This window comes from Trinickia sp. Z7, from assembly GCF_056498045.1.
In genome coordinates this window covers 122,073-145,598 of the sequence record NZ_JAUEQW010000012.1, presented here as the reverse complement: position 1 = coordinate 145,598, position 23,526 = coordinate 122,073, and the positions used below count along the sequence as shown (strand labels likewise).

Here is a 23,526-nt window from a genome sequence, read left to right as displayed (position 1 = left end):
AAATGAAGATGGACGATCGATACAACGTACTGTTCGAGCCGGTCAAGATCGGGCCGGTTATCGCAAAGAACAGGTTTTTCGCTGTCGCGCACAGTGCTGGGATGGGGTTTGCTCAGCCGCATGCGACCGCTGCCCTTCGTGCAATGAAAGCCGAGGGAGGGTGGGCGGTGGTTTGCACAGGGGTGTGCGAGATCGACGAGACCTCGGACATGATGGGGCATCAGAACGATCGCCTTTGGGACGATCATGACGTGGCCTGCCATCGGCTAACAACCGACGAAATTCACAAGCACGGTGCGCTCGCCGCGGTCGAGTTGGCGCATCTTGGACTCGGCGCTCGTAATCTGTACAGTCGCGTGCCGGCGCTCGGTCCTGCTAGTTTGAAATGCACGTCGGCGTATGTGCCGACGCAATCGATGCCGATGACGATCGCAGATATCCAGGCCTTCCGCGCGGCACACCGGCGCGCGGTGCGCCGTGCGATAGATGCCGGCTATGACATCGTCTACGTGTACGCGGCGCACGATAGGGCTTTGCCTTTGCACTTCCTGTCGAGCCGCTACAACAAGCGCACCGACGAGTACGGCGGCTCGCTCGAGAACCGCATGCGGCTGCTGAAGGAATTGATCGAGGACACGATCGAGGAAGCCGCCGCCCGATGCGCGGTCGCGGTGAGATTCGCAGTCCACGATTTTTCCGGCGGTATCACGCTTGAACAAGAAGGACGCGCCGTGATCGAGGCGCTGGGCGACCTGCCCGATCTGTGGGACGTCAATGTGAGTCCGTGGTCGTTCGATTCGTCTACCGCCCGGTTCGCGGAAGAAGGATTCCAGGACGACTATATCGGGTTCGTCAAGAAACTCACGCGCAAACCGGTAGTTGGGGTGGGACGCTTCACCTCGCCCGATGCGATGGTGTCGCGGATCAAACGCGGTCTCGTCGATTTCATTGGGGCTGCCCGGCCTTCGATCGCAGACCCATTCATACCCGAAAAGATCAGGACGGGGCGAATCGATGAGATTCGCGAATGTATCGGCTGCAACGTCTGTGCATCGACGGAGATGTATGGCGTGCCCATCCGGTGTACGCAAAATGCCACGATCGGCGAAGAGTGGCGTAAGGCATGGCATCCGGAGAAGCTCAAACCGATTTCGAATCGCGAGAGTGCGTTGGTGGTCGGCTCGGGGCCGGCTGGGCTGGAGGCCGCGCTCACGCTCGCTCGCCGAGGCGTGGAAGTGTCTTTGGTCGAGCGAGAGGCCTTCTTGGGAGGGCGAATCGAGTGGGAATCCAAGCTGCCCGGATCGCAGACGCTGGCGCGTGTGCGGGACTACCGCATCTATCAGCTCGAGCGGATGAGCAACGTCCAGATCTATCGCGGATCGCCGGTCGACGTCGACGACATCCTGCAGTTCGGCGCTCGGCGCGTCGTGCTCGCCACCGGCTCGGCCTGGCGGGTGGATGGCGTGGGGCCGGCTACCCCAAACGGGATCGCAGTTCGCGCCGGCGTCAACGTCTATGCACCCGAGGCTGTGCTGGCAGGCGCGCCGCTTACCGGGCCGATTGTCGTATACGACGATGACCACTACTACGTGGGGCATGGTGTCGCCGAATGGCTGAGGGCCAGGGGATACGAGGTCACGCTCGTTACCCCACTAGCCGACGTCTCGCAATGGTCGTATTACACGCTGGAGCTCCGGCGGCTAGAAGAGCGTCTCGATGAAGCCGGTATCACCTGCATCACGAAGAGCAAGGTCAAGGAAGTACGAGACGGAACGGCCATCACCGCCAGCGGGCGCCGCTCCGCGTCGCTGCCGTGCGGAACATTCGTTCCCGTGACCCTTCGTGAGCCAAACCGACAGTTGGCAGATGCGTTGGATCTGCGCAAACAGGATTGGCGCGACGTCGGAATCGAATCGATCACCTTGATAGGCGACGCGCTCGCTCCCGGCACGGTGGCCGCCGCGGTGTATGCAGGCGCAGCCACGGGGCGAGAGCTGGGCGAACCGCAGCGCGCCGAATCCTTTTTGCGTGAGCGCACCGTTCTCCAATGAATCTCGCGACCCTTTCGTTCGCTTTATTGCTAATCGAGAAGCAAACATGACTCTTACCACCAAACTTCCGAACACCTATGTGCTGCGCGTTGCTTGCCCGGCGACGGTGGGTATCGTTGCCGCAATCAGCGGCTACCTTGCTGCTCACAGCTACTACATCGCCGAGATGTCGCAGTATGACGATGAAGAGACCGAGCGGTTCTTTCTACGTTGCGTCTTTCAGGCGAACGGCGAAATCACCGATGACGATAAAGATATGTTGATCGGCTTCGATAAGCTGGCGGACCGATTCAACATGGAATGGTCGGTGCGTCGCGCGGATCGGCGGCGCAACGCCATCTTGATGGTTTCGAAGTTCGATCATTGTCTGCGTGATCTCTTGTACCGCTGGGAAGCCGGCGAACTCAACATGGAGGTCACCGCAATCGTCTCGAACCACGAGACGCTCAGGCACATCGCGGACCGCTACCGCATTCCTTTCTACTACTTACCGGTCACGCCCGAAACGAAGGCAAAGCAGGAGGCCGCATTGCGCGCCCTTGTCTTCGAGAGAAAGGCAGAACTCGTGGTGCTGGCGCGCTACATGCAAATTCTCAGCGATGACATCGCACGAGATCTGCATGGAAACTGTATCAACATTCACCACTCATTCTTGCCCAGCTTCAAAGGCGGCTCCCCCTATGCGCAGGCACATAAGCGAGGCGTGAAGCTGATTGGGGCGACTTCGCACTACGTAACGGGCGATCTTGACGAAGGACCGATCATCGAGCAGGACATTCGCCGCATCGACCATCGCTACTCGGTAGCGGAAATGCAAGCGATGGGCCGGGACGTCGAATGCCAGGTACTTGCGCGTGCGGTCAGAATGCATCTCGAGGATCGCGTTTTCATCGACGGAAACAAGACGGTCGTCTTTTCTTAATGCGTCAACCGTCCGTACGGTGCATGGAGTGATTCAATGGCAGCGATTTTAATCGACGGGAAGGGCGCTTCCCAAAAACTTAGAGAAAAGATTGCGACGGCTGTTGCCCGTCTGAAGCTGGAGCATGCGGTGACGCCCGGCCTCGCGGTTGTCCTTGTCGGGGAGGACCCCGCCAGCCAGATCTACGTCAAAAACAAAGCGCGACAGACTTTGGAGGCCGGGATGGCCTCGTTCGAGCACAGGCTTGCAGAAACAACCACCGAGTCCGAACTGCTGACATTGATCGCCAAGCTCAATGCGGATCCGTGTGTGCACGGCATTCTCGTGCAATTGCCCCTGCCGGCCCATATCGACGAAAAGGCAGTCATCGAATCCATCGCGCCGGGTAAGGACGTGGATGGCTTTCATCCTGAGAACGTGGGGCACGTTGTAACCGGGGAGGGTGGGGTGGTGCCATGCACGCCGCTGGGATCCTTGATATTGATCAAACAAGCACTGGGAGATATCGCGGGAAAGAATGCGGTCGTCATCGGACGATCGAATATTGTCGGAAAGCCGATGGCGCAGTTGCTGTTGGCTCATCACTGCACGGTAACGATCGCGCATTCGCGCACGCGTGAGATCGCCGCGGTGGTGCGTACCGCAGACATCCTCGTGGCGGCGGTCGGCCGTCCGGAAATGGTGATGGGTGACTGGATCAAGCCGGGGGCGTGCGTCATCGACGTTGGCATCAATCGTGTCTCCAAAGAAAGCGGCGAGGGGTACAAGGTGGTAGGCGATGTGGCATTCAGTGAGGCATCGGAAGTCGCCGGGTGTATTACGCCTGTCCCTGGCGGCGTGGGTCCGATGACGATCGCGTGTCTGCTCGCCAACACCTACCTGGCCACGTGCCGGTCCGTCGGAGTGCCGTCGATGGATATTTTTTGAGCTTGCAAAGCCAATGGTGACTGAGAGGATGAGCGTATGAAGATCATTGTGGGCGCCAAGCGCGTCGTGGATTCGAATGTGAAAGTCCGCGTGCGGGCCGACGGCACGGCCGTTGATATTAGCAATGTGAAGATGTCGATGAATCCCTTCGACGAGATCGCCGTCGAGGAGGCCGTGCGATTGAAGGAAGCGGGCGTGGCGACCGAAATCGTGGCTGTCTCGGCGGGTCCCGCGCAGTCTCAGGAGACGCTGCGCACTGCGCTGGCGATCGGCGCCGATCGTGCGATCCTGATCGAGACGGATGTGGAACTGCAGCCCCTGGCCGTCGCTAAGCTCCTGAAAGCGGTGATAGACAAAGAGCAGCCACGGCTCGTCATTCTCGGCAAGCAAGCCATCGACGACGATGCCAACCAGACGGGGCAGATGCTCGCCGCTTTGGCGGGATGGCCGCAGGCTACCTTCGCATCGAAGGTGGCGTTGACGGGAAACGACGTGACGGTTGCCCGTGAGGTAGATGGCGGCACCGAGACCGTGATGCTGCAGCTTCCCGCCGTCGTGACGACAGACCTGCGCCTGAACGAGCCTCGCTACGTCACGTTGCCGAACATCATGAAGGCGAAAAAGAAGCCCCTCGAGACCATTGCTGCCGACTCGTTGGACGTGGATATTTCGCCCAGGCTGAAGACGCTCAAAGTGGCCGAGCCTCCTACCCGCAGCGCCGGCGAGAAAGTCGCCGATGCAGCGACGCTCGTGCAAAGGCTGCGCGACGCGAAAGTGATTTGAGTCAAGGAGACCTCTAGTGAGCGTTTTGGTAATTGCAGAGCACGACAACGCTACGTTGTCGCAGGCTACGCTGAATGCGATATCCGCAGCTTCGGTGCTTTCGGCCTTCGAAGACGGCGGGGTCGATGTGCTCGTCGCAGGACATCATGCCGACAGCGTTGCGAGACAGGCGGCCCGCGTGTCCGGCGTCACGAAAGTTCTTCACGCCGAAGCGGTGCACCTGGAACACGGGCTGCCCGAGGGCGTCGCGGCCGCCACGCTGGCGATTGTTCACGACCCGGAAAGACGCTATTCGCACGTAGTAGCGGCGGCGACGGCTTTCGGTAAAAGCGTGACACCGCGTATCGCGGCCATGCTCGACGTGGCACAGGTCAGTGAAGTGACGGCGGTGATCAGCGCGGACACATTCGAGCGCCCGATCTATGCGGGAAATGCGGTCGCGACGATCCAATCGATGGATACGATCAAAGTCATGACTGTGCGCACGACGGCGTTTCCCGCCGCACAGCAAGGTGCAGACGCGCCGATCGAATCGGCTGCGCCGGGCGAGGATCCGCGCACCTCGCGATACGTCGGGAAGGAAATGGCGGTGTCGGACAGACCGGAACTCACGACGGCGCAGATCGTCGTCTCCGGCGGGCGCGGGCTGGCTAGCGCGGAAAGCTACAACAGGGTGCTGACGCCGCTTGCCGACAAGCTCGGGGCCGCCCTTGGGGCATCGCGCGCGGCTGTAGATGCCGGCTTTGCGCCCAACAACGCGCAGGTAGGGCAAACAGGCAGGATCGTGGCGCCCGAGCTCTACGTCGCCGTCGGAATTTCAGGGGCGATACAGCATCTGGCCGGCATGAAGGATTCGAAGGTGATCGTCGCGATCAACAAAGACCCGGAGGCTCCGATTTTCGGCGTCGCCGATTTCGGTATCGAAGGCGATCTGTTCGATGTGGTGCCCTCATTGCTGGCGGCGCTCGAATAACATTCTCACGGCGTAAAAATGATCAAACATACTCCTTACTATCACAAGCTCGTGGCCGCTGGCGCCAAGCTCCAGGACCGTGGAGGCTTCGCCACGCCGAACTTCTTTACATCGATCGCCGACGAGCACCAGGCGGTGCGCGAGCGAGTGGGAATGTTCGATGTCTATTATCAGGTTGGGGTCGAAATCAAGGGCAAAGACGCGGAAGCACTGCTGGCACGCGCCCTCGTCAACGACGTGCGCCGCATGCGCGACGGCGGCGTGATCTACAGCTCCCTCTGCACAGAGGAGGGAGGCATCATAGACGATCTCACCTGCTTCAGGTTCAGCGGGGACCGCCTTTGGCTCTCTCCGACGCCGTCCCGCGTGCAGGCCGTCATGTCCGCGCTCGGTAGATTGGCGGGCGACCTGAACGTGACCGTGACGAACCTGGGCTACTCCAACGGCTACTTGTCGGTCCAAGGCCCGCGATCGCGCGAGCTGTTGGGTGCGCTCACGCGGGCCGACATTTCGTCCGAGGCCCTCAAGTATTTCGCGTTTACGCATGGGAATGTCGGCGAAGTGCCGGACGCGGTCATTTCTCGCACGGGATACTCCGGCGAACTCGGGTATGAGCTGTTTTTCCCGGTCGAGTTTGCGGAATACGTCTGGGATCTGGTCGCCGAGGCGGGCAAGCAGTTCGATATCCGGCCGTGCGGGATGAAAACGATGCGCTCGCTGCGAATCGAAAAATCGTATCTGCTGTACGGGTTGGATATCAGCGAAGAGACGGATCCGTTATCCGCGGGCCTCGGGTGGACCGTGCGATTTGACGATCGGCACTTCGTGGGGCGTCGGGCACTCGAAGAAGTCAAGGGAAAAGGAATTGCCCGTTACCTGAAGCTGATCGATACAGGCGCCATTCATCCGATCGTGCATGGGGAAAAGGTCCTGCACAATGGAGAGGTGGTATCCACAGTGACGTCGGGAGATCCTGGATTCCATTTGGGCAAGACGTTCGCTTTTGCATACTTGCCTCGCGAACTGGCTACCGAAGGTACGCAGGTCCAGATCCAGCTCGCGGATGGCAAGTCGGGGGTGACCGGGACTGTGCTCGATCGCGCGCCGTACGATCCCGAAAGAAGGCGATTGACTGCATGATCGGCGGCCTGCTCCATCTGAACATAACTGTGTAGCTGGCAGGAATCGGTCGGTGTCCTGGGCATGAATGGGCCGCTGACCGACACGGTGCCGGAACTTCGCCGTAGTGCCAGGGTGGCGAACCTTCTATGAGTCGGGCGCTTGATGAGTCAAGGCGATTAATTGTTCGACGAAGGCGCGCTTGCGGGCCTTGTCGAATCGCGAGACGCCTAGTGCTTCTGCGAGCCATAGCCCGTCGGCCGCCATGCGGACGACGTCTGCCGTTGAAGACTTTACGCCGTCACGATTCGCGCGCTGCGACCATCTGCGGTGCGCAAGTTCATAGACTTCGCGCACGGCGCTATCCTTTCCAAAATACGCAAGGATGAGGGCGGCCGACGCCATGCTTTCCGTTTGAATCGCTGCGTCGGTATCGAACGTCGCATGGACGTATGAGCGAAGCCATGCGCCCGGCGCACCATCGTCGTTCGCGAGGCGATCAACGGCTGCTTCGAAATTGTCGAACGCAAAAACGAGCAAATGGTGAATTAGCTCGTCCTTGGTTTTGAAGTGGTAGAAAACTCCGCCTTTGCTCATGCCGGCCGAGGACGCCACGTCTTCAAGCGTGAACGCTCCGACGCCGTGTTGAAGGATTAGCTTCTCGGCGGCTCTCAGAATTTTTTCGCGATTGTTTGGGCGCATCACCCGATCCTAAAATTGCCCCCGATAGTATATCGGAGCGTCCTCGGTCTGATCCGCCCACGGGTTCTTACATGCTTGAGTAGTTCGGCCCGCCGCCGCCTTCAGGCGTGACCCAGACGATGTTCTGCGTCGGGTCCTTGATGTCGCAGGTCTTGCAATGCACGCAGTTCTGCGCATTGATGACGAGGCGATCGCTGCCGTCGTCGTTCTTGACGAACTCGTACACGGCCGCGGGGCAATAGCGTCCCTCAGGGCCCGCGTACGTGTGTAGGTTGACGTTGACGGGCACCGACCCATCCTTGAGCGTCAGATGTGCGGGCTGATTTTCCTCATGGTTCGTGTTCGACAGGAATACGGAGGAGAGCCGATCGAACGTGAGCTTGCCGTCGGGCTTCGGGTAAGCGATCGGCGTGCATTGTGAAGCCGGCTTGAGCATCTCGTGATCGCGATGCTGGTGATGGAGCGTCCACGGCACGTTACCGCCCAGCAGCTTCTGTTCGATCCCGACCATCAGTGTGCCCAGGTAGAGGCCCTTGCTCATCCACTGCTTGAAGTTGCGCGAGCGGTGCAGTTCCGTGTGCAGCCACGATTGCTTGAACGATTCGGGGTACGCAAGCAGTTCATCGTTTTGACGGCCCGCTTGCACGGCGTCGAACGCAGCTTGCGCCGCCAGCATGCCGCTCTTGATCGCTGCGTGGCTGCCTTTGATGCGCGCGGCGTTCAAGAAGCCGGCATCGTCGCCCACGAGCGCGCCGCCCGGAAACACGAGCTTGGGCAGCGACATCAGCCCGCCTGCCGTAATCGCACGCGCGCCGTACGAAATGCGCTTGCCGCCTTCGAGGAACTTGCGAATCTCAGGGTGCGTCTTGTAGCGCTGGAATTCTTCGAACGGCGACAGGTACGGGTTCGAGTAGCCCAGGCCGACAACGAAACCGACCATCACCTGGTTGTTGTCGATGTGATAAAGGAACGAGCCGCCGTAGGTCTGCGTATCGAGTGGCCAGCCCGCCGTGTGGATCACGAGCCCCGGCTGATGTTTGGTTGGATCGATTTCCCACAGCTCTTTGATGCCAATGCCGTAGACCTGCGGGTCCGCGTCCTGGTCGAGCTTGAATGTGTCGTTGAGCCGGCGGCCCAGGTGCCCGCGCGCGCCTTCGCAAAAGAGCGTGTACTTCGCGTGCAGCTCCATGCCGAGCTGGAAGTTATCAAGCGGCGCGCCGTCCTTGCCGATGCCCATGTTGCCGGTCGCCACGCCTTTGACCGACCCGTCTTCGTTGTACAGCACTTCGGCCGCGGCAAAGCCGGGGAAAATCTCCACGCCGAGCGCTTCGGCCTGTTGGCCGAGCCAGCGCGTGACGTTGGCCAGGCTGATCACATAGTTGCCGTGATTCTGGAAAATGTCGGGCAGCGCCCAGTTCGGCGTTTTGACGGCGCCCTTCTCGGACAGGAAAAGGAAGCGGTCTTCCGTCACCGCGACATTCAACGGCGCGCCTTTCTCCTTCCAATCGGGGATCAGCTCACTCATGGCCCGAGGATCCATGACCGCGCCCGACAAGATATGCGCGCCCACCTCCGAACCCTTCTCGAGCACACACACGCCCAGCTCGACACCCTTGTCCTGAGCGAGCTGCTTGAGCCGGATCGCAGCCGACAGACCGGCGGGACCGCCGCCCACGATCACGACGTCGTATTCCATCGACTCCCGCGCCTGAAGCGGTCCACCATTCCCGTTATGTGTTGTCATCAACCACCTTGCCTTCAAAACGAACGGTTCTAATGGCCGAATTTTGGCGATCGGCCGGTGGCGAAACAATCAGTCTTAAGGTGGATTGGTGCTGGAGACGCCTCCAGAGGTCTTATCCTTGACAGGACAGGCCGGCCAGGCGCTGGTACCACGCGCCAAATTCCGCGATCTTGCTTTCCTGTGCCGAATAGGGCCCTGGACGATAAGCGATCGAACCGACGCCAGCCTGGTTATTCTCGGTGATGGTCTTGTCCTCGAGGAGAGTGATGGTCCAGAGGGCCTTAACTTGCTCCGTATCGTAGTCGACGCCTTCGACGGCGTCGCGAGCCACCAGCCAAAACACTTCGACATCGGTCGCGAGAGGGCCGCGAGGGTTAAAGCGGAAGCCGATGGCATGATCACTGTTGGCAAGCAGAACGCTCACGGGATTGAATACGCAACCGGTCTGAGCGCCATCGTATTCGCCGTCGGAGACGATCAGCGGCGCAACGGCTTTGCCATCCAGGGACTCAGTGACATTGCCTTTACCGATTGGCATCCTGCCGGCCGATTGGAAATGCGGCGAGTCGGGGCCGTCCGCGAACATATCGGTCTGCCGTCCCGCCTCTTTCTCTGCGCGTTCCCAGGCTGCGAAGGTTTCCAAATAGGCAGACGCAAGTCCATCCGAGGATCCGGGACCCGCGCCGAATGCGAGCATCTTCATTTCGTCATGCACGGAGCAATACGTTGGGTGAGCCGGCTTGCAGTGATAGCACTCGAAGAAGTTTTCGACGACGAGCTTCCAATTGGCATTGGTTGGAAAAACGTGGCGAACGGCGACCTTTGCATTGACAAGGTCATACCGCTCCAGCATCGGTCGGAACCTGGCGATGAAGGTGTCGAAGCAGGGGGCGTCGTTCGACGCCAAATTGATGAAAATCAGCCCGGCAAAGGTGCGCACATGACATGGCCTGAGGGTGTAGTCCCCAGCGGCAAAGTCTTGCGCCATGTGGCGTGCGTACTTGAGCTCGCCGGAGAGCTCGTAGGTCCAGGCGTGATAAGGGCAGGTCAGGGCGCGAACGCTTCCTTGCTTTTCCAGGCAAATGCGCGACCCTCGGTGCCGGCACACATTGTAGTGTGCGTGGATGGCGTGATTCTTATCGCGGACGATGATAATACTTTCGCCGCCTACATCCGCCGTGAAATAGTCTCCGGGGGGCGCAATTCGACTTTCATGGTCAATGAGTAACCATTGGCTATTCGCTAGGGCCTCGATGTCCCGCGCAAACACATCGGGATCGCAATACAGATGTTGGGGGAGGGAGAAGCCATTGCGCCAATCGGGCTTCGGGGAAGAAAGTTCCGGGGTCGACATGATTTCCTCGTGGGGAGTGGTCGTGGGGAAGGGATGTTCAGAGATCCAGTATCAAGCGGCCTTGTGCTCTGGACACGCAGGGGCACATCAGACGTTGACCATCGCGTTCTTCGTCGGAGAGCACTTCGTCGTTGTGCAAGACCGTACCGTCGAGCACTTCGATCGTGCATACACCACATACGCCTTGCTCGCAGCCGCTCGCGATCACGACACCGTTGCGACGAAGGGCGTCCAACAACGTTTCCTGTTGGCCGACATTGAGCGTCTTATTCGATCTCGCCAAGTGAACGGCGAAGGAACGAGAGGCCGCATCGGCCGCCGCTGGTGCGAATCCCTCGGCCCTGACCGTGGCGTCGGGAAGTATCTGCGCGGAGTATTCGGCGACGGCAGCCATGAAACCTGCTGGACCACAAGCATAGAGAGAGCGGCATGCGATATTGGCCGATAAGGCGCACGCAATTGTCCTGGCGATCTGACCGCGGCTCAGATCGATGCCCACCGTCAGCGCCGCGTGGAACTTATCGAGTGAAAGCGCTTCGTGGAGTTCGGGGAAATCCGAGGAGCGCGCGAAGTGATGCCAGCTGAAATCGCAGGCAGAGGCAGTCAGCGCGTGGGCCATCGAAACGATCGGTGTGATGCCGACGCCCGCCGAAAAAAGCAGGTGTTTCCCGGGATCGTTACGCAATGCAAAGGCATTTCGTGCCCGCCCGATTTCCAGTGTTTGCCCGCTGGTGAGCGAGTGCATGGATGTGGACCCGCCGCGCGAGGCGGCTTGCCTCTTGACGAGGATCGACTGTGTACTGCGATCGCGTGGATCGCCGCAAAGCGAATATTGACGGGTCACCCCTGCGGGCGTCAGGACGTCGATGTGAGCGCCCGGTTCATACGAGGGGAACAGCGAGCGTTCACATGAAGCCATGGTGAAGAGCTTCAGGTCCGAACCGATGTGTCGAATCGACGTGATCAATGCTTTCATTTGTGCCTTTGTAAGTATACCGGCTAGCCGGTATACTTACAAAATACACTCTGATCGTCAAGCGGTCCAAACCTCAGTCGTACGGAGAAAATCGTAAGCAGCGGATCAGCGGCGCCATGCTGTCGCTGTCACCCGCCGCTTCGAGCGTGCAAAAGATGGCGAACGCGTGTTCGTGCGCGACGACTGTCGACAGCGTGGGCCTGACGCTCGCCGCACCGCGGCTGAGCATGTCGATGCAGATGCGCTCGTAAGTAGATACCTCCTGCCGTAGCGCGCATATGAAGTGCCCCCACGGAATACTGGCTAAGGACTGTGCCTTTTTGCGTCCACGATCGGGTGCGCCCTGATCGACCTCATGAAAGACGTGATGTTTAATCAGGCAAGATCTGATACGTGCCTTCATTTCGGTTTCGATTTGCAGCATCAGCGCGAGTTTGTACCTCTGATCAGTAGCCCTGGCAGTTTGGCGAAGCATCTCGTCGAAAAACGCCTCGCCTTCGACTTCGACGTCGTGCAGGAAAATTAGATCGGAGGTCTGTTGATCTGACAGCATGGGGATGTCACATGTAGGTTCTCGCCTCCCATCGTAAATAGCATCGTCTCCGGCCACATCAACCTTTCGGTGGATGACTGACCTGACTCGCTTCAGATGCGCCCTCTAATAGTCTGATGAAATGATCAATGGCTTCAGACGCAGGCCAGCTGAAAGGAAGAATCAGCCTAAAGGATGGTTGAGGCGTCTTTTTGAGCGGCCAACAATCAAGGTCAAATAACTCATCGCGCGTTGTGTGCGACGAATCCTATGGTGCGAGACGGCGGCTATGACGAGCATACAAAACGAGCAGCAAGCGTTACGCAAAAACGCGTTGGGGTTGCTCTCGATCGTTTTTCTGGTGATTGCGACTAACGGGCCGTTGACCGCGCTCGTCGGAGCGGTCCCAGTCAGTATTTCGATGGGGAACGGCATCGGGGTCCCAGGTTCGTTCATCGTCGCTGGGATCGTCTACCTGTTGTTCAGCGTTGGCTACGCGGCGATGAGTCGACATATCAGGAATGCGGGGGCTTTTTACGCTTATATTGCGGCGGGCTTGGGCCGGCCAGCGGGCGTTGGAGGAGCTTTCCTCGCGCTGTTGGCCTACAACGCGATACAACTTGCATGCTACGCCATGGTGGGCTTCTTCCTCAGCCAGGAGTTGATGGACAAGATCGGGGTCGTGTTGCCGTGGTGGGTGAGCGCCGCTGGCATCGGCGTGTTGGTCCACTATTTTGGCTATCGCAACGTTGAATTCAGCGGTCGGTTCCTGGGGTTCTTGATGCTGTGTGAAATCGCCATCATCGTTGTTTTCGATGCGGCTGTAGTGCTGCACGGCGGCGGCCCGTCTGGCTTCACGTTCGCCTCATTCAGGCCTTCCACGGTATTCACGAGCGGCTTCGGACCTTCGCTCGTTTTTGTGGTGGGCTCCTATATGGGGTTCGAAACTACGGCGATCTATTCCGAAGAGGCGAAAAATCCACGTAAGACGATCCCGCGAGCGACATACTGCGCAATTACCGCGATCATGGTGCTGTATGCCATTTCCGTTTGGATGATCATCGTCGCATACGGGGAAAATGGGGCATTGACTGTCGCCAGCAAAGATCCGGGAAACATGTGGTTCATCATGGCGTCCAGGCTCGTGGGGAAGTGGGCCGCGGATGCCATGAGCGTATTAATGATCACTAGTCTTTTGGCTGCGTTGGTCAGTTTTCATAACACCATCTCCCGGTATTTCTTCTCTTTGGCTCGTGAGGGAATACTCTGGCCTGGGTTAGCGAAGATTCATAAGGTGCAAGGGACGCCCTTCGTGGCGAGCATCGTGCAAACGTTGCTGGGTCTGACTGTCATTGTCGTGTCGGGGCTCGACGGCGTGGATCCTTTGCAAGGCCTACTGCCCTGGGCGAGCGTTGTCGCCGCAGTCGGAATGGTCGCTGTGCAGGCGTTTGCGTCTTTATCGGTTGTCGGCTTCTTCAGAAAAGACACCCGCGGAGTCTCGCTCTGGCAACGAGCGATTGCACCGGCGCTCGCTTCTCTCGGGCTCTTCCTTTGCCTGTGGCAGATCATCGTCCATGTTGATCTCTTGAGCGGCAGCAAATCGATCTGGTCGGCGGTGGTGCCCTGGGCGACGCTCGGCAGCGGTGTTGCCGGGGCGATCTTCGCTGTTTGGCTTAAGAATGCTCGGCCCATGCTGTATAACAATCTCGGGCGTGTATTGAACGAGGTCTGAACGGCTGATGCGGACGGAGCGACATGGTGACCGCTCGTATTGCGCGGAGAAGGTAAGTCTCTGCCTGTCGACGCTGCCTGGCCGACTTTAATCGGTGCGTCGCGAACAGGGCGAGGCGCCGCGATGATGCGCTCTTGGGCGATTCGGGGATTGTGGGTAGGTCACGCCCGCCTCGATCGAATCCATATCCGGCGCGGGTTTCCGGCCAACATTTATCTCATCCTCGCTCCGCCAGTCAAGCTTCTCAGCGGTCCTCGCCGGCTCCCATAAAGTCCCTCTCAGCCTTACCCGGCGGCCGTTTTGTCGGTCTTATGTTGCCTGTCGCCTCCAGGAGCTACCCATAATCGCAGCATCGCTTGGGGTAGATTCGTGGATCGGAGGCGGCCAGTCGCGTGCGAGGGCGAATCGAAGTAGCCTTGACGCGGCCAAAGCGCTCGGTCAGCGAAGCGGTGCAAACCCGGCGCACTGCGAGGCCGCCGTGACAAGACCTTGCCCAAACGGATCGAATCGCGCTATTTACTCCTTCCCGGCACCCACGACGAAATCAGTTTCCATCCCGTCCCGGTAATGCCCCGGTTCGTTGCAAAACACGACATAACGGCCTTTGCCGAGGGTGAACTGAGCCGTGACGGTGTCGCGTGGGCGAAGATCCTCGATACCTTGCAAACCCTTCAAGGCGTCCTCTCGCACCTGTTGTGTTTTCTTATCATACGGCAGCGCGTCGGCGGGCCTCGTCCATCTCGCGAATAAGAATTCATGCACCGTACTGCTGGATTCGTTCTTGACGGTAAATTCAACGGGGCCGGCTGGAATGGTCGTCGGACTGAGCGTTAGCAACATGTGCCCATTGTTTCCGTCCGAGAGCTTGACGACGACGTGGGTCGGCTCGCTCGCCAGCGCCAGCGACGAAGCCAGTGAAATCGCCGTTATGAACAGCAGTTTGTTCGGCCAACTCGACATGACTGATTCCTCCTTTGCTTCGTTTTGCCTGCAAAAGCGCAGCGGCGACGCGCCAACCGTCAATGGTGGTCGTACATCGAGCGCCAGGCGTGGCTGCCTGTGGGGGCAATGATGCGACCCGACTGCGCGCGGCTCGTCGTTCCGCCAATGTCCGTTTGCGCACCAGCGGCGGCGCCTTGCGCGTGAATGCGCGCCTCGGCTGCTTGGACGTCGCTCGGGTAGTAGGGATCTTCGGCCCGGGCGGGGTCGTAGCCGGCTTGTTCGAGTTGAATCAATTGCGTTCGTACCTGGTCTCGGGTGAGGGGGCCGTTGGACGCTTGACCGAACGAAACGACGGGCGCCGCAAGCACAGCGGCAATTGCGCAAGCTTTGAGTGTGGTTTTCATGATATGCACCTCTCTTGCTGTCACGGCTGCAGAGGAAATGATGGTCAGCCGTTAAAACCAGAATGGCACTTCCAGCTTAAGGTTTGGTTAACGCGGTGGTTGCGGCCCCGAACAGCGTACGGTCGTCTCGGGGGCAGCACTCGGCATCCAACGGGTTTATCCGTACTGCCTTCGTTGCCGCCCGGCCTAACGCCGCGAATCCTGCAGGGATACGACGCTCTCAACGATGCGGGCGAACGTATCGACGGAAGGGCGGATGGCCTCGACATCGAGCGCACCGAACCCCAACAAAAAACCGTCGCGAAATCTTGGATCGCCTTGGTTGAACGTGTGCAGCCGGCGAAGGTAAATCCCCTGTTCGAGCGAGCGCGAGATGGTCGTATCGAAGTCGAGCAGATCCTGAATCCTGACCGTCATATGCAAGCCCGCTGCGTTGCGCGAGGTCTCGAGCGAATTGCCGAAGCACTGATCGAGGCATCTGAGCATCTCCGCTTGCCTTGCGCCGTAGATGTCGCGCATCTGCCGGATGTGCTTTGCGAAATGCCCATCCGCAATAAAGTCCGCCATGGCCGCCTGCAAGGACAGATGACCTGGCCGGTACAAGCGCAATGATGCGGCTGCAAACGAATCGACCAGATCGGGCGGTACGACGATGTAGCTGAGCCTCATGCCGGGATACATCACCTTGCTGAACGTTCCCATCAGAATGACGCGGCCGGTTTCATCGACGCCTTGAAGAGACGGAAGCGGCCGCTGGTCATATCGGAACTCGCTGTCGTAATCGTCTTCTAGAACGAACGCATCCCATCGCTCGGCAGCTTCTAGCAGCCGGGCTCGCCGGTCATCCGACAACGTGACGCCCATCGGAAACTGATGCGATGGGGTCATCACGATGAGGCGGGGATGGCGCTTGCATCGCTCGAGCTTCATACCGTTGTTGTCGACAGCAATGGCCTCCACTTCGAGCCCGTTGGCGCGCAACAAAATCGGCGTCGCCCAGTGGCAGGGGTTTTCAACGTAAGCGAGTTCACCGGCATCGGCCAGAATACGAGCGCAAAGGTCGAGCGACTGATTGCTGCCCATGGTGACGATGATCTGTTCCGGCGTAGTTCGAACGGCGCGCGATACGCGCAAATACTCGGACAGCGCACGGCGTAAAGGCAGATATCCGCCAGGATTCGAGTAGCCCATGAGGTCGACATGTTGCTCCCCGAGATAGCGGTTCTGTATGCGCCTCCATGTTTGATAAGGAAAGCACGCGGTATCGCAGACGCCCGGCACAAACGCGCCCTTGCGTTCCTGAATACCGGCAGGCGCGCGGATCAGGTCCTTCCCGCGCTCGGACAGTGTTCGAGCCGTTGCTTGCCGCGGCGACGATTGCGTCGATTGCGGCAGTGTGTCGGAGACACGCGTGCCGCTTGTCGAATCCGAACGGAGATAGCCGTCCGCTGACAGCCGCTCATAAGCGGTGACTACAGTGATTCGGGAAACCTCTAATGCCGCAGCGAGCGTTCGCGAAGACGGTAAGCGCGTGGAAGCCTTCAACGTGCCGTCGGCTATCGCATCGCGGATCCCGTTCGCAATCTGCACTTGCAGCGGGACGGACCCATTCCGACAGAGGCGACCGATCAGGAGATCGGCGAGCAACGAATCAGTCATTGGACCTATCCAACTTTTTGAACTGGACTTATAGACTCCCTGCGGGAACACGTACTGTCAAGACCAACGTCAACTCGTTTCATTGATCGGTGATCTTATGCGCGTGTCTCTACGTCAGCCTATTGTTCAGTTGCATCGCGTGATAGGTCTGAGCATTGGTCTCTTCGTCGTCATGGTCGCGTTGACGGGAGCAGGCATGCTCTTTCGCGCACAGCTCGAGCCCATCGTTTCCGGCCATCTGCTCAACGTTAAATCATGCGATGCGCGCCTGCCGCTCGATACGTTGATTGCCAATGCGCGTGCATCCAATCCCGCCGCGGGCCGGCCAACGCAACTGCGCCTCTACGCCGAGACGGATGCGAGCACGCGCATTCTTCTTAGCGACAACCGGTGGTACTACGTCAACCCTTGCACGGGCGAGGTGCTTGGAAGCGAGGATCGTTACGGCGGGTTGTTCGGTGCGATGGCTTCTTTGCACAGCTTCCATTTTTTGAAAAACGGAAGCCCCGTTGCAGGAACGCTTGCGCTGACGTTCGCGATTGTCCTGGTCGGTGGCGGCTTGGCTGTGTGGATTCCGGATACGCTGCGCAAACGTCGGCGCGCCGGGACTAGCAAGCCGAAGCTGACGGGCCGCGCGCGCTGGCTCGACCTGCATAAAACGCTGGGCGGTTACGCGAGCGTCGTTGTGCTAGCGTGCGCGTTGACCGGCGCGCTGCAATCGTTCCAATTCGTGAGGGACGCGCTGTACACGCTGACGGCCTCGAAGCCCCCGACGCCCGCGCCGAAGTCGATTGTGCAGCCCAATACGCCAAGTTTGCCGATGGAGACCCTTTGGCAACGAGCACAGGCATTGGTGCCGCAGCCCAAATATGCACGCATTCATTGCCCTGGCAAACCTGGCGATCCTTTCAAGGTCGATCTTGTTGCGCCTGATGCGCCGCACATCAATGCGTTCTCCTATGCAAGTATCGATACCGGAACCGGCAAAGTGTTGCGCTTTACGCCCTATTCGCAGAACAGCTTGGGTCACCGGATTTACCTGACCGCGCTCGCGTTTCATTACGGATGGCTGAGCGGTGGGTATTTGCAAGTGCTGCAGCTCTTCGGCGTGCTGTCTGTACCGGTGTTGGCCTGCCTCGGTATCGGCAGCTTTCTGCGCGGCAAACGCAAACGGCATGCGCCGGCGCCCGCGTCTGCGCCAACGACATTCGTGTTGAAAGTGGCGAGGAAAACAGCCGAGGCAGAAAACGTTCAATCCTTCGAACTTGTCGACCCTGCCGGAAGGCCGCTCCCGCGTTTTACGCCGGGCGCGCACATCGACGTTCGCGTACCCGGTGGGAAAGTTCGGCAATACTCGTTGTGCAATTCGGCAGCGGAGCGAAATCGATATCTGATCGCCGTCATGCGGGCCGAACCGACGCGCGGCGGATCGAAGGCGATGCATGAGCAGGTCTGCGAAGGCGACTTGATTGAAGTGAGCGCGCCGAAAAATCACTTTCCGCTTGGAGAATCCGGGAAGCGAGCGTTGCTTATCGCAGGCGGTATCGGCATCACGCCGATTATCTGCATGGCGGAACGCTTGGCCGACGCCGGAGCCGATTTCAATCTGCATTACTTCGCGCGCTCGGCGGCGCGCGCAGCCTTTGTCGATCGCATCAAGCGCTCTTCATTCGCCAACCGTGCTCGCTTCCACTTCTCGCATGACGAGCAAAACCAAGGGCTTTGCCTGACCGCGCTTCTGGGGACGCCCGACGCCGAAACTCACATATATGTGTGCGGCAGCGAGGCATTCACGAATGCAGTCCTCAAGACTGCATTGGAGATGGGTTGGCGCGAAGACCAAATGCACAGGGAGTGCTTCAGCGCCGAGCCGCGCGAACGCGGCGGCAATGTCGAATTCGACGTCACGATCGCAAGCACAGGAAGGACGATTCGCGTACCGGCAGACAAGACCGTCTTGGCCGCGCTGGCTGACAGCGGGATCCATATCGCGACCTCTTGTGAGCAAGGCGTTTGCGGCACTTGTGTGACGCGCGTACTGGAGGGCGAGCCGCAACATCGGGACTTGTGTCTCTCGGATGACGAGAGAAGAAGAAACGATCGCTTCACCCCTTGCTGTTCGCGCGCAAATAGCCGGACCTTGGTCCTCGATCTTTAGACCGGATGACGGGCCCTGTCGGCAATCCCCTAAATAGAAGCTATGAGCCAGGCAACAGCCGGCGCGATAGATGAGCGCCGGCGGGGTGCGTCCGCTCGTCCAGCGCGCACGCGCAGGGCTCGCACCCGACGGCGACTACGCGATGCGTCATCTTTCGCGGCCATCGGTAGCGACCGGAATCGACCGTTTCTTTACAAGCACTGAATGGAGACACAAATGAAGATCACCGGAAAGCTCGCGGTCTTGGCAAGCCTCGTCGCGGGCATGGGCGTCGCCAGCCTGGCGCAGGCGCATGGCATCTGGTTCGCGCAGCGATCGAACCAACTAGCGTTGATTTATGGCCTCGGCGCCGACGATCTGGACATGATCAAGCGCCAGCCAAAGGTGAAGAGCGTCACGGCCTACGACGAGCATGGCAAGGAGGTGCCCACGCAACTCACGGCGAGCGGGCCGCTGCTCGTGGTGAATACCGACAGCCAGCCGGCAATCGTCACAGGGGTATTGGACAACGGCCTTTGGTGCAAGACGCCGGACGGCAACTGGTACAACAAGGGCAAGGACGAGGTGCCCAACGCCACGGTCAGCTTGCACACGTTCAAGTACGCGGTAAATCTGCGCAAGCCTTTGCATGGGCCGATGCCCATCCTGCCGGAGCAGAGGTTGCAAATCGTGCCGGTGGGCAACCAATTGCCGGATCACATGGGCCAACCGCTCACCGTTCGTGTGCTCTTTAACGGTAAACCAGTACCGGGTGCCGAAGTGCAGCTCGATCTTGTCAATGATCCCGATTCGGAGCCGCTTAAGACAGGGGCTGACGGCGCGGTGACGATCAAGGTTCGCAACCAGGGCCTCAATGTGGTCGTGGCGAAGTTCGACTCGCCGCCTTCGGAACCCGCGAAGTCGAGCAGCGACGAGCATGAGGCCACGCTGTCTTTCGTGCTGCCGCATCTGCCCGAGTAATCGACCTTGATCGGCTGGTTGCGGCCAACCGTATTTGCCTGCGCTCTCGCCTTATCCGAATGCGCCGGACGCACCTCGTTTAGATGTTTTATTACCCGCACCACATTCCTATGAAAAAGTCTTTGATTGCAGCGGTCTCATTGGCCTCATTCGCCTGCGCGGCGCATGCTCAGAGCAGCGTGACGCTTTACGGCTTGATTGACGTCGGCATTAACTATGCGAGCAACATCGGTGGTCACAGCCAGTATTCGATGGGCGCAGGCAATCTAGCCGGCGACCGCTGGGGCTTGAAAGGTACGGAAGACCTCGGCGGCGGCCTGAAAGCGCTGTTCGTCTTGGAAAACGGTTTTAGTGTGGCGAACGGAAGGCTAGGGCAAGGGGGCGACGAGTTCGGGCGCCACGCCTATGTTGGCCTTTCGTCATCGAACATCGGTACCGTTACGTTCGGTCGTCAATACGATGCGATTACCGACCTGACCTATATGTTCGTGGCGGCTCAGACATGGGCCGGATACGCCAGCGCGCATCCTGGGGATGTCGATAACACGGATGGCAGCAACCATATCAACAACGCGATCAAATTCACGAGCGTCTCATACCGTGGATTCACGTTCGAGGGTACCTACAGCTTCGGCGGTATCGCTGGGAGTTTCAACCGAAATCAGATCTGGACCGTTGCCGCCAACTACGTTCGAGGGCCGCTTACGCTGGGGGCTGCATTCGCCGACGCACGGGATCCCAACTTCTCCTACTTCGGCAATAACGCCGCATCGAGCACGACGGGATCGAACATGGCGGGAAGCCGCGTGTATTCCGGTTACGCGTCTGCCAAAACACAGCGGATATTCACCGCGGGTGCTGCTTACGTCATTGGCGCCGCGACGGTGGCGGTGGACTATAGCAATACGCAGTTCAATGATATCGGGACGTTGGCCGGCCTACCGGCGACAGGGGCGGGCGGCGATGCGCGATTCCACGATATCGAAGTCAACGTCCTCTATAAACTCACGCCCGCGCTCTTCCTCGGCGCCGGCTATAACTACTTGAAAGGATATGGCGTCAATGGCGCCACTTACCATCAAGGCGCCCTGGGGGCGGATTACATCCTATCGAAGCGCACCGATCTTTATGTCAATGCCGTGTACCAGCACGCTTCCGGCACGGATTCGACGGGTGGAAAGGCGGTTGCGAACCTGAACGGGCTGACCGCTTCTACCACCGAGAGTCAGGCCGAAATCGTGCTCGGCATTCGGCATCGCTTTTAGCTGGTTGGGGCGTGTTTGCCGGCTCAGGGGACGTCTAACCAGCGCGTCGTATAGCGTCGGCTCGGCCCCGATGCCCAAGCCCACGAAGAAAAGACCGCTGTGGCCCTGGCGATCATCCTGCTCGCCAGAGCCGCCGCGGCGATAGGCACGACTGACAGGATTACGACGTTGTCGAGCGTCCCCGCGGTTGCCAGAACCACGCCTTTGTCGCGACCCGAACGGATCGTCGCCCAGCGCAAACTGGTGTCCGAGGGATCGGAGATCGCCAAGGCGCTCGACTACAGCCTCAAGCGCTGGGAAGCGCTCACGCGCTATCTTGTCGATGGGCCTGTGCCCATCGACGACAACGGGTTAGAAATCAGGCGCGTATGGCGTCGGCCTTTTACCCGTACGTGTCGTGCTTCGTTTAGTCGGCTGTATCCGGGTGTCGCCAGTCCGTGGCGGCAATCGCCCTCTCGAATTCGACTTCCGCCCGCAGACCTTCAAGATCGCGGTGAACGATAGCCACGGCCAGCTTCCTGCCGGCGCGTCGATAGGTGATCGTGCAGTCTTGCGTTTCGGCGCCGAGCTGGCCGTCGATCGTGGCCTCATCCCAGTGCTCGGCATGGCCGACATAAGCGAGACCGAAATCGTACTGTTCGGTCCAGAAGAACGGTACGGCGTCGAACGGCTCGTGTCGGCCAAGTAGATTGCGCGCCGCGGTCTGCCCCTGGCGTTCGGCTACCACCCAGTGCTCGACGCGGATACGTTCGCCGGTGAGCCGGTCCGGCCAGCGCGCAATGTCGCCGGCCGCGAAGATGCCCGGGACACTCGTCTCGAGATAAGCGTTGACGACGATGCCGCGCTCGATGAGCAGGCCCGCCTGCTCCGCGAACGAGATCACCGGCCGTACGCCGATACCGATCACGACAAGATCGGCAGGCAGATTCACGCCGTTCTTGAGTTGGACGCTCTGCGGGTCGATGGACATCAAGCTGGTGCCGAGGTGGAACGAGACGCCGTGGCGTTCGTGGAGCCCGCGAATGAAATTTCCGACTTCGGGCCCAAGGATTTTCTCCATCGGAACGGCATCTGGCGCAACCACATGCACCTCGATATTGCGGGCTCGCAGCGATGCCGCCACTTCGAGACCGATGAAGCTCGCGCCGATCACCACCGCGCGCTTTGCCGTGAGCGCCTTGGCGACGATCGTGCGGCTGTCGGCGAGCGTGCGCAGATAATGCACATGCGGGAGATTCGCACCTGGCACGTCGAGCCGAACCGGCTCGGCGCCGGTCGCGAGCAGCAGCGCATCGTAGGCAAGGCGAGTGCCGTCCGCGAGCTGCACCTGCCGGCTACTCGTGTCGAGCATCGCGACCGACGCATCCAGCTTCAGGTCGATGCGATGGGTCTGGTAGAACGCGAGTGGGCGCAGCGGATTTGACGCAGCCGACGCAGTGCCCGCGAGGAAGCCTTTCGACAGGTTGGGCCGGTCACAGGGTCTTGATGGATCGGCGCTCAGCAGGGTGATGCTGCCCGTATATCCTTCGATGCGGAGCGTCTCGGCAGCGGCATGACCCGCGGCGCCACCGCCCACGATAACGATCGATCGCGGCGTGCCGGCCGCTGCCGGCAACGGCGTCGGTTCGACAGGCATGAGTCTTTCACGAACATACGCGCTGCCGCCCAACTGCTCGACACGCCAACAGGCCACCGCGTCCAGTGCCGGTGCGCGCAGCGCTGCGCCAGTGCGTAGGCTGAAGCAGGCATGATGCCAGGGACAGCGGACCGTGTCGTCGACCAGCAGCCCGTCGGCCAGCGGAGCGCCGTAATGCGTGCAGACGGCGCCGATCGCGAACAGTTCGTCCGCGCGCCGCACGAGCAATACCGGCTCGCCGTGGGCGTGCCCCAGCAGCATCGCGCCATCGGTCATTTCGGAAAGCGAGACGCCTCCGGCGAGGTCGGGTCCACTGAGGTTATTCGCAGGGTCATTCATTCGATTCTCCTGACGTGGGCGATGTGCATCACGGTCTAACCTGCCACTTCTCAGGACAGCCGCGGCAGCGTCGCTGTTCCCGTCCTTCGACCCCACCCGGTAGTCAACATCGATCAGGAATCGATCTTTTTTAGCGCGCCACCTTTGTGCATGGCGACATGCTCCGTCTTGTCACTCCTGATCTCATACTGTGGATCGCCCACGCTGGCGTGATGGGTATATCCCTTGTAGTCGGTGTCTCTCGTATGCACCTTGATGATCTTGCCGCTGACGTGGCCGGCCTCCGAATTCCACGTCACGCGATCGCCAACCTTAAATCTCATTGTCATGATGGATGCCCTCCGTTCG

At 59.8% G+C, this 23,526-nt stretch carries 20 protein-coding genes and 1 pseudogene; 11 read left to right on the top strand and 10 right to left on the bottom strand.

The genetic code is table 11. The features are described 5' to 3' along the window. The first annotated feature begins 8 nt into the window (after positions 1-8). From QQS38_RS19785 to QQS38_RS19760, 6 genes are read left to right on the top strand one after another with little or no spacing between them, the layout of a single operon-like run. Positions 9-2,051, top strand: a complete 2,043-nt coding sequence (locus QQS38_RS19785) for an oxidoreductase (RefSeq protein WP_479647046.1) — start codon at positions 9-11, stop codon at positions 2,049-2,051. 46 nt (positions 2,052-2,097) lie between these two features. After that, positions 2,098-2,973 (top strand): formyltetrahydrofolate deformylase, encoded by an 876-nt coding sequence (gene purU, locus QQS38_RS19780; RefSeq protein WP_479647072.1) that lies wholly within the window; start codon positions 2,098-2,100, stop codon positions 2,971-2,973. A gap of 36 nt (positions 2,974-3,009) precedes the next feature. Continuing rightward, complete coding sequence (folD, locus tag QQS38_RS19775) at positions 3,010-3,900, top strand: bifunctional methylenetetrahydrofolate dehydrogenase/methenyltetrahydrofolate cyclohydrolase FolD (protein ID WP_479647045.1); 891 nt, start codon at positions 3,010-3,012, stop codon at positions 3,898-3,900. A 36-nt stretch (positions 3,901-3,936) separates the two neighbouring features. Continuing rightward, positions 3,937-4,683 carry an electron transfer flavoprotein subunit beta/FixA family protein gene (locus QQS38_RS19770; RefSeq protein ID WP_479647044.1) on the top strand — a complete coding sequence of 249 codons (747 nt, stop codon included), beginning with the start codon at positions 3,937-3,939 and terminating at the stop codon, positions 4,681-4,683. 16 nt (positions 4,684-4,699) lie between these two features. After that, complete coding sequence (locus QQS38_RS19765) at positions 4,700-5,656, top strand: electron transfer flavoprotein subunit alpha/FixB family protein (RefSeq protein ID WP_479647043.1); 957 nt, start codon at positions 4,700-4,702, stop codon at positions 5,654-5,656. Between the two features lie 18 nt (positions 5,657-5,674). Beyond that, positions 5,675-6,796, top strand: a complete 1,122-nt coding sequence (locus tag QQS38_RS19760; protein ID WP_479647042.1) for an aminomethyl transferase family protein — start codon at positions 5,675-5,677, stop codon at positions 6,794-6,796. 126 nt (positions 6,797-6,922) lie between these two features. Here the strand turns inward: QQS38_RS19760 and QQS38_RS19755 are convergent, their stop codons facing one another. From QQS38_RS19755 to QQS38_RS19735, 5 genes are all read right to left on the bottom strand, one after another. Beyond that, entirely contained in the window at positions 6,923-7,477 is a 555-nt protein-coding gene (locus QQS38_RS19755) for a TetR/AcrR family transcriptional regulator (RefSeq protein WP_479647041.1), read from the bottom strand. A 67-nt stretch (positions 7,478-7,544) separates the two neighbouring features. After that, positions 7,545-9,221: an electron transfer flavoprotein-ubiquinone oxidoreductase gene (locus QQS38_RS19750; RefSeq protein ID WP_479647040.1), complete on the bottom strand. Its 1,677-nt coding sequence runs from the start codon at positions 9,219-9,221 to the stop codon at positions 7,545-7,547. 112 nt (positions 9,222-9,333) lie between these two features. After that, complete coding sequence (locus QQS38_RS19745) at positions 9,334-10,575, bottom strand: aromatic ring-hydroxylating oxygenase subunit alpha (protein ID WP_479647039.1); 1,242 nt, start codon at positions 10,573-10,575, stop codon at positions 9,334-9,336. A 37-nt stretch (positions 10,576-10,612) separates the two neighbouring features. Then, entirely contained in the window at positions 10,613-11,551 is a 939-nt protein-coding gene (locus tag QQS38_RS19740; protein WP_479647038.1) for a PDR/VanB family oxidoreductase, read from the bottom strand. Positions 11,552-11,624: 73 nt separating this feature from the next. After that, a complete protein-coding gene (locus tag QQS38_RS19735; RefSeq protein WP_479647037.1) occupies positions 11,625-12,104 on the bottom strand; it encodes a hypothetical protein in 480 nt (159 codons plus the stop codon). 268 nt (positions 12,105-12,372) lie between these two features. On the opposite strand from QQS38_RS19735, the gene QQS38_RS19730 reads away from it, so the two are divergent. Continuing rightward, positions 12,373-13,815, top strand: coding sequence for an APC family permease (locus QQS38_RS19730; RefSeq protein WP_479647036.1), 1,443 nt, complete (start codon positions 12,373-12,375; stop codon positions 13,813-13,815). A gap of 516 nt (positions 13,816-14,331) precedes the next feature. Here the strand turns inward: QQS38_RS19730 and QQS38_RS19725 are convergent. From QQS38_RS19725 to pdxR, 3 genes are all read right to left on the bottom strand, one after another. After that, on the bottom strand, positions 14,332-14,775 hold the full coding sequence (locus QQS38_RS19725; RefSeq protein ID WP_479647035.1) for a hypothetical protein: 444 nt from the start codon (positions 14,773-14,775) through the stop codon (positions 14,332-14,334). A gap of 59 nt (positions 14,776-14,834) precedes the next feature. Continuing rightward, on the bottom strand, positions 14,835-15,161 hold the full coding sequence (locus tag QQS38_RS19720; protein WP_479647034.1) for a DUF4148 domain-containing protein: 327 nt from the start codon (positions 15,159-15,161) through the stop codon (positions 14,835-14,837). 186 nt (positions 15,162-15,347) lie between these two features. Further along, positions 15,348-16,820, bottom strand: coding sequence for a MocR-like pyridoxine biosynthesis transcription factor PdxR (gene pdxR, locus QQS38_RS19715; protein WP_479647033.1), 1,473 nt, complete (start codon positions 16,818-16,820; stop codon positions 15,348-15,350). 97 nt (positions 16,821-16,917) lie between these two features. On the opposite strand from pdxR, the gene QQS38_RS19710 reads away from it, so the two are divergent. From QQS38_RS19710 to QQS38_RS19695, 4 genes and pseudogenes are all read left to right on the top strand, one after another. After that, positions 16,918-18,978 carry a PepSY domain-containing protein gene (locus QQS38_RS19710; RefSeq protein ID WP_479647032.1) on the top strand — a complete coding sequence of 687 codons (2,061 nt, stop codon included), beginning with the start codon at positions 16,918-16,920 and terminating at the stop codon, positions 18,976-18,978. Positions 18,979-19,194: 216 nt separating this feature from the next. Further along, positions 19,195-19,938 carry a DUF4198 domain-containing protein gene (locus tag QQS38_RS19705; RefSeq protein WP_479647031.1) on the top strand — a complete coding sequence of 248 codons (744 nt, stop codon included), beginning with the start codon at positions 19,195-19,197 and terminating at the stop codon, positions 19,936-19,938. Positions 19,939-20,048: 110 nt separating this feature from the next. Continuing rightward, positions 20,049-21,203, top strand: a complete 1,155-nt coding sequence (locus tag QQS38_RS19700; protein WP_479647071.1) for a porin — start codon at positions 20,049-20,051, stop codon at positions 21,201-21,203. 222 nt (positions 21,204-21,425) lie between these two features. Next, a pseudogene (locus QQS38_RS19695) lies at positions 21,426-21,560 on the top strand (IS66 family transposase); the annotation flags it as partial. A 49-nt stretch (positions 21,561-21,609) separates the two neighbouring features. Here the strand turns inward: QQS38_RS19695 and QQS38_RS19690 are convergent. After that, positions 21,610-23,178, bottom strand: a complete 1,569-nt coding sequence (locus QQS38_RS19690; RefSeq protein ID WP_479647030.1) for an FAD-dependent oxidoreductase — start codon at positions 23,176-23,178, stop codon at positions 21,610-21,612. Positions 23,179-23,291: 113 nt separating this feature from the next. After that, the gene (locus QQS38_RS19685) at positions 23,292-23,507 is read right to left on the bottom strand and encodes a hypervirulence associated TUDOR domain-containing protein (protein ID WP_479647029.1); all 216 of its coding nucleotides are present in this window, start codon (positions 23,505-23,507) and stop codon (positions 23,292-23,294) included. Between the last annotated feature and the right edge of the window lie 19 nt (positions 23,508-23,526).

Bases quoted from the DNA above. Each gene is read 5' to 3' on its own strand.
- QQS38_RS19785 (WP_479647046.1), top strand. From the start codon at position 9: ATGGACGATCGATACAACGTACTGTTCGAGCCGGTCAAGATCGGGCCG.
- purU (WP_479647072.1), top strand. From the start codon at position 2,098: ATGACTCTTACCACCAAACTTCCGAACACCTATGTGCTGCGCGTTGCT.
- folD (WP_479647045.1), top strand. From the start codon at position 3,010: ATGGCAGCGATTTTAATCGACGGGAAGGGCGCTTCCCAAAAACTTAGA.
- QQS38_RS19770 (WP_479647044.1), top strand. From the start codon at position 3,937: ATGAAGATCATTGTGGGCGCCAAGCGCGTCGTGGATTCGAATGTGAAA.
- QQS38_RS19760 (WP_479647042.1), top strand. From the start codon at position 5,675: ATGATCAAACATACTCCTTACTATCACAAGCTCGTGGCCGCTGGCGCC.
- QQS38_RS19755 (WP_479647041.1), bottom strand. From the start codon at position 7,477: ATGCGCCCAAACAATCGCGAAAAAATTCTGAGAGCCGCCGAGAAGCTA.
- QQS38_RS19750 (WP_479647040.1), bottom strand. From the start codon at position 9,221: ATGACAACACATAACGGGAATGGTGGACCGCTTCAGGCGCGGGAGTCG.
- QQS38_RS19745 (WP_479647039.1), bottom strand. From the start codon at position 10,575: ATGTCGACCCCGGAACTTTCTTCCCCGAAGCCCGATTGGCGCAATGGC.
- QQS38_RS19740 (WP_479647038.1), bottom strand. From the start codon at position 11,551: ATGAAAGCATTGATCACGTCGATTCGACACATCGGTTCGGACCTGAAG.
- QQS38_RS19735 (WP_479647037.1), bottom strand. From the start codon at position 12,104: ATGCTGTCAGATCAACAGACCTCCGATCTAATTTTCCTGCACGACGTC.
- QQS38_RS19730 (WP_479647036.1), top strand. From the start codon at position 12,373: ATGACGAGCATACAAAACGAGCAGCAAGCGTTACGCAAAAACGCGTTG.
- QQS38_RS19725 (WP_479647035.1), bottom strand. From the start codon at position 14,775: ATGTCGAGTTGGCCGAACAAACTGCTGTTCATAACGGCGATTTCACTG.
- QQS38_RS19720 (WP_479647034.1), bottom strand. From the start codon at position 15,161: ATGAAAACCACACTCAAAGCTTGCGCAATTGCCGCTGTGCTTGCGGCG.
- pdxR (WP_479647033.1), bottom strand. From the start codon at position 16,820: ATGACTGATTCGTTGCTCGCCGATCTCCTGATCGGTCGCCTCTGTCGG.
- QQS38_RS19710 (WP_479647032.1), top strand. From the start codon at position 16,918: ATGCGCGTGTCTCTACGTCAGCCTATTGTTCAGTTGCATCGCGTGATA.
- QQS38_RS19705 (WP_479647031.1), top strand. From the start codon at position 19,195: ATGAAGATCACCGGAAAGCTCGCGGTCTTGGCAAGCCTCGTCGCGGGC.
- QQS38_RS19700 (WP_479647071.1), top strand. From the start codon at position 20,049: ATGAAAAAGTCTTTGATTGCAGCGGTCTCATTGGCCTCATTCGCCTGC.
- QQS38_RS19690 (WP_479647030.1), bottom strand. From the start codon at position 23,178: ATGAATGACCCTGCGAATAACCTCAGTGGACCCGACCTCGCCGGAGGC.
- QQS38_RS19685 (WP_479647029.1), bottom strand. From the start codon at position 23,507: ATGACAATGAGATTTAAGGTTGGCGATCGCGTGACGTGGAATTCGGAG.